Source organism: Flavobacterium sp. (assembly GCF_044368625.1).
Lineage (GTDB): Bacteria > Bacteroidota > Bacteroidia > Flavobacteriales > Flavobacteriaceae > Flavobacterium.
Genome location: NZ_JBIPPD010000214.1, coordinates 1 through 5,525, shown reverse-complemented (window position 1 = coordinate 5,525; position 5,525 = coordinate 1). Strand labels below are relative to the sequence as shown.

Genomic DNA, 5,525 nt, shown 5'->3' with positions numbered 1-5,525 from the left:
TTAAGAATGATCTAAATTTAATTTCAAAAGGAGAGACTATAAAAAATCTTAGAAACAATAAAAAATTGCATTTCTATATGAATAGTGGAACTGTAAAATTATCAACTATTCATAGTTTTAAAGGTTTGGAAAGCGAAACGGTATTTTTAATAATAGAAAAAAAACATTCTAATGTCGAAGCTACTTTTGATGAAATTTTATATACGGGATTAACTAGAAGTAGAAAAAATTTAATTATTATAAATTTTGGAAATGAAGCTTATAATTTGAAATTAAGAGGAATAATAGAAACGAGTAAATAACATTAAAGCAAATTACTTAATTTAAAAAACCTATTGTAAAATGAACAAAATACAAAAACATAAAAAAGATTCTCAAATTAGAAATCAAAAATGGCGAGATATTCAAAGAGAACAATTAGGCTACAGTGCCAACATTTATTTTTTATTCAGTTCGGCAATTTTAGGTTTTAGTTTAGATTTATGGATTAATAAAAAAGCCTTTTTATCTTGTGTATCTATCGTTTTGTTAACTATTTCAATATCGTTTATTATTTTGTCTTTGATGTTTTATGCATTATTTACCAACAATAGACTAAATGATTTTCGACAAACTGCTAAATATTATAAGAAAGAAAAAACGCCAAATGAAGTATCTGAATTAACCGAAAAAGTAGGAGAACGAACTTGGTTATATTACAGAATACAATTTTATTCTCTTGCGTTAGGGTTTCTTTTTGCTTTAATTGGAATAGGAATTTATATTTATAGTTAAATGAAAATAGCAATCCTCGGTTGGGGTTCCTTAATTTGGCAACCCAAGGAATTAAAATTCAATGCAAATGTAGGCTGGAAAGAAAACGGTCCCGTTTTACGTATTGAATTTGCTAGAATATCTAAAGATGGTAGATTGACATTGGTCATTACGCCAAACGGCACAGAAGTTCCCACCTTGTATGCAATTTCTAGTTTTGATAGTCTTGATTTGGCGGTTTTAAATCTTGCCGTTCGAGAAGGTTCTGGAAGAAAAAGCATTGGGTATTATGATAAAACTAAAGATGAATTTTCTCCAATAGATTTTTCTTTTAAAGAAAACATCAAAAACTGGATTCAAACCACTGATTTTGATGGCGTAATTTGGACAAAACTTCCTGAAAAATGGATTTTAAATGATGAAAATAAAACGAAAATTGACCCAAACAATCGCATCGAATATTTACAAAATTTAAAAGGTCCTGAAAGTGCTTTAGCCGAAGAATACATCCGCAACACCCCAAAACAAATAGCCACTACCTACCGCAACCAAATAATTGAAAGTTTGGGTTGGGAATAAAACAAAACCCTGATGACTCTAGTGTAAAACTCCCAAAAACTCAAAAGAAGTTGACTAAATGTTTAGCACTTTAAAGCAAGTTTACTTAATTCAAAAAACGAACGAAATACAAAAGCATAAAACGATTATAAAACAAGAAATTTTACAATTATCATAAGATTTATATGACTATATTTTTAATCTATTTAGGTATTGGAATTATATCCAATTTCATTGGTCCACTTGCCAAAGAGATATCCATTAGCCACAAACACTCTTTAAAAGAAAATAAAAACAAGAGTTGGTTTTACAGATACTCATTTATTGTTTTGATAAGAACTTCTATGACGTTAATATACCCCGTCTTTTATTTTACTTATTATATATTGAAAAGGAAACCACAACCACCAGAATCATTTGAAGACAAACTAAATGCCAGTTTAGCAAAAAAATTAAGAAATATCGGAGAATATAATAATACAGCTCCAACAGATAAAACCAGCGATGAAAAGATTATTGAAATATATACACTAATTTGTACTTCATTCAGAAAAGCTAGTTCAGAGAAACAAGAACGAATTCCTGCTGATAATTTAAACACAATAGCAATGAAATTCTTTAAAGTATATGAGGAGTTTGGGGAAGATTTTATGCAGGAGCATTTAGAATACGAATTAAAAAAATATAATACCGAAGGACTAAGACCAGAATATAAAAAAGGATTTTCATTGTTTTAGATGATAAATAACCCTATAGGTACACCCTGCTGAAACCAAATAATTAAAACTTTGGGTTGTAAATAAAACAAAACCACTATGACCCCAGAACAACAAAAACTACTCCATCAACTCCTTGCATTAGACAATCAAGGCGATGTTCCAATCGAGCCAACAAAGGCGGAACAAATCATAAAAGCATTTGCAGAAATGAACAGTACGGCTTTGGAAATCCTTTTGGATGATGCCAAAACCTATCAAGATGCTAGCAAGGAAGTGTTTTTGGAGAAGTTAGAAGAATTATTTCTAGCGCACAAAAATAGCGGTGATGACTATTTATTTTCATATCCAGGAAAATGTGGTGCCAAATGTAGCCTTTGCGATAATTGTGGAAAACCAGGGTATCGGTTTGTGGGCAACCATTCCAATAATTATTTTGATTTTATTTTCGAAATAGGTAACCAATCCGTGAGCGATATTTATGATTGTTCCCGTTTTGAGACGACTGAAACTATTAAAAACTTGAAGAGCAAGGCGAGTCTGGATTTCGATGAGGATGAAAAAGTATCTTTTGTGAAAACCCCGGAATACCTGATCAAAGTAAACGCTGCCGAGAATGCTTTTTCTGAAATCAGCACTAGACCTCCGCAATTATTAGACTTCGAACAATTATCATATTGGGTTGATAAATATGCCGTTTTGTCTGAAAAAATTGGCGAGTTCGATATTTTTGAACCTATTATGAAATGGACTCCGTTTGCGCGTTTATATTCTGATTTGAAAGCAATAAAAGACTATTTGGATTTGAATTTCAAATCAATTCAAAATGCCAATCAAGAATATAAAACGCTCCAAACCGAGCAAAACTTCATCGATTGGCTATTAAAACAGTACGCTATTTTTTATCCAGCACCTACTGATTTGAAATACAGTTTAACTCTTGAAAAAAGTGGGGTAAGTTGCAGAATAGACAACAAAACCACCCTGTTTTTTCATAGTCAAGAATTTTTAGAAGCTTATGATTTTTTAAAAAAATACGAAATTAAAAACGCCGAGTTGCTCAAAAAATACTGTGTTAGCAACGATGCAGAGTATTTGGAAAAATGGAATGACAATAACTTTATAGATGATTTATCCAATTTGAAATATCATTTGCAACAAAGAGAAGCTTTGGCAAAAATTGGCATCGAAATTCCTTTTTATGTCATTAAGAATAGATTTTAATTCTTAAAGCTCGAAAATGATGTTTTTTTTATAATAATAACTTGTGTCTTACTTTGCCTTTCAACCAAAAATCTAAATTTTATAAATTCGACATAACGCCAAATACTAAACCGTTGCGCTAAGTTTACTTCACAAAAAAATGCACCAGAAACCTGATGCATTTATTTTAAAATTAAAAAAGATTAGTTTAAATCTTAGCGGTCCAAATTCATGACTTTCACCCAAACTTTAATAAAGTCGTGGACAAATTTTTCTTTGTTGTCATCTTGTGCATACAATTCGGCATAAGCACGCAAAATGGCGTTCGAGCCAAAAACCAAATCGACTCTCGTTGCCGTCCATTTTACGGTACCTGATTTACGATCAATTATATGATATGAATTTTCACCCACCGATTTCCAACTGTTGTTCATGTCGGTTAAATTTACAAAAAAATCATTGGTCAAGACGCCTTCGTTGTGGGTAAAAACACCGTGTTTTGTTCCGTTATAATTGGTACCTAAAACCCGCATTCCGCCGAGTAAAACCGTCATTTCAGGAGCGGTTAAACCCAAAAGTTGGGCTTTATCCAGCATTAATTCCTCTGGCTTAACGGTGTATTCTTGTTTCATGAAATTTCTGAAAGCATCGTTGGTTGGCTCCAATTCGGCAAACGATTCGGCATCCGTCATTTCGTCGGTTGCATCGCCTCGTCCGGCATAAAAAGGCACTTTGAAATTGTAACCCGCTTCCTCTGCGGCTTTTTCTACAGCGGCACTTCCTCCCAAAACAATTAAATCAGCAATCGAAATCATTTTACTGGATTCACTCTGAATTTGTTTGAGTGTTGTCAACACTTTTTGAAGACGTTCCGGTTCATTGGCAATCCAGTTTTTTTGAGGCGCTAACTGAATTCGAGCACCATTGGCACCGCCTCTATAATCTGATCCTCTAAAAGTTCGGGCACTGTCCCAAGCGGTGTTGATCAATTCGGCTTTGGTCAAACCACTGTTGAGTAATTTTTCTTTCAAAGCTTCAATTTCAGCATCGGATAAGGTATAATCAACCGTCGGAATGGGGTCTTGCCAAATTAAATCTTCTTGAGGCACATCAGCACCCAAATATCGGTTTTTTGGACCCAAATCCCGGTGGGTCAATTTGAACCAAGCTCGTGCAAATACATCTTCAAAGTAAGCAGGGTCATTGCGGAAACGTTCTGAAATTTTGCGGTATTCTGGATCCACTTTCAACGCCATATCGGCATCGGTCATAATGGGATTGTTTCTTTTTGTGGGGTCATACGCATCAACGGGCTTGTCTTCTTCGGCAATATTAATCGGTTCCCACTGCCAAGCTCCTGCAGGACTTTTTTTCAATTCCCAATCGTATTTGAATAGCAATTCGAAATATTCGTTGTCCCAACGGGTAGGATGTGTCGTCCACGAACCTTCTAAACCGCTGGTTACGGTATCGGGGCCGTTTCCTTTGTTGGTAGGATTCATCCATCCAAAACCTTGATTTTCCAATTCACTTCCTTCTGGATTTTCGCCTAAAAGAGATGCGTCTCCGTTTCCGTGTGCTTTTCCTACGGTATGTCCACCCGCTGTTAAGGCTACCGTTTCTTCGTCGTTCATTGCCATACGTTTGAAGGTAACTCTAACGTCGTGGGCGGTTTTCAATGGGTCTGGTTTTCCATCAACGCCTTCAGGGTTTACGTATATCAATCCCATCATTACGGCTGCTAGTGGGTTTGCCAAATCTCTTTCGCCAGAATACCGACTTCCTTCACTTCCCGATGGAGCCAACCATTCTTTTTCTGAACCCCAATAAATATCTTTTTCGGGATGCCAAACGTCCTCACGACCTCCAGCAAATCCAAAAGTTTTGAATCCCATCGATTCATACGCCATATTTCCCGCCAAAATCATTAAATCGGCCCACGAAATTTTATTTCCGTATTTCTTTTTTATCGGCCATAACAAGCGTCGGGCTTTGTCAAGATTTCCATTGTCTGGCCAACTGCTTAATGGTGCAAAACGCTGGCTACCGCTGCCGCTTCCACCTCGACCATCTGCCGTACGATACGTTCCGGCTGAATGCCAAGCCAAACGAATCATCAAACCGCCGTAATGTCCCCAATCGGCGGGCCACCAATCTTGACTTTCGGTCATCAGGTTTTTTAAATCTGTTTTTACGGTTTCTAAATCTAATTTTTTAAATTCTTCGGCATAATTAAAATCAGCACCTAACGGATTGGTTTTAGAATCGTGTTGGCTAAGAATATCTAAATCGAGT

General features: G+C 35.4%; 6 protein-coding genes. 5 read left to right on the top strand and 1 reads right to left on the bottom strand.

Annotation, left to right across the window (positions count from 1 at the left end; all coding sequences use genetic code 11):
- The 5 genes from ACIQ2X_RS13355 to ACIQ2X_RS13335 form a co-directional block, all read left to right on the top strand.
- A partial coding sequence (locus ACIQ2X_RS13355; protein WP_396179429.1) for an ATP-binding domain-containing protein occupies positions 1-302 on the top strand: 302 nt, incomplete at its 5' end.
- Positions 303-342: 40 nt separating this feature from the next.
- Positions 343-774: a hypothetical protein gene (locus ACIQ2X_RS13350; RefSeq protein WP_396179428.1), complete on the top strand. Its 432-nt coding sequence runs from the start codon at positions 343-345 to the stop codon at positions 772-774.
- Positions 775-1,332, top strand: a complete 558-nt coding sequence (locus ACIQ2X_RS13345) for a hypothetical protein (RefSeq protein WP_396179427.1) — start codon at positions 775-777, stop codon at positions 1,330-1,332. It begins immediately after the preceding gene.
- A 164-nt stretch (positions 1,333-1,496) separates the two neighbouring features.
- A complete protein-coding gene (locus tag ACIQ2X_RS13340) occupies positions 1,497-2,048 on the top strand; it encodes a hypothetical protein (protein WP_396179426.1) in 552 nt (183 codons plus the stop codon).
- A gap of 78 nt (positions 2,049-2,126) precedes the next feature.
- Positions 2,127-3,251, top strand: coding sequence for a hypothetical protein (locus tag ACIQ2X_RS13335; protein ID WP_396179425.1), 1,125 nt, complete (start codon positions 2,127-2,129; stop codon positions 3,249-3,251).
- Between the two features lie 194 nt (positions 3,252-3,445).
- Here ACIQ2X_RS13335 and katG read toward each other — a convergent pair.
- Positions 3,446-5,525 (bottom strand): catalase/peroxidase HPI (gene katG / locus ACIQ2X_RS13330; RefSeq protein WP_396179424.1); only part of this gene is annotated, 2,080 nt, incomplete at its 5' end.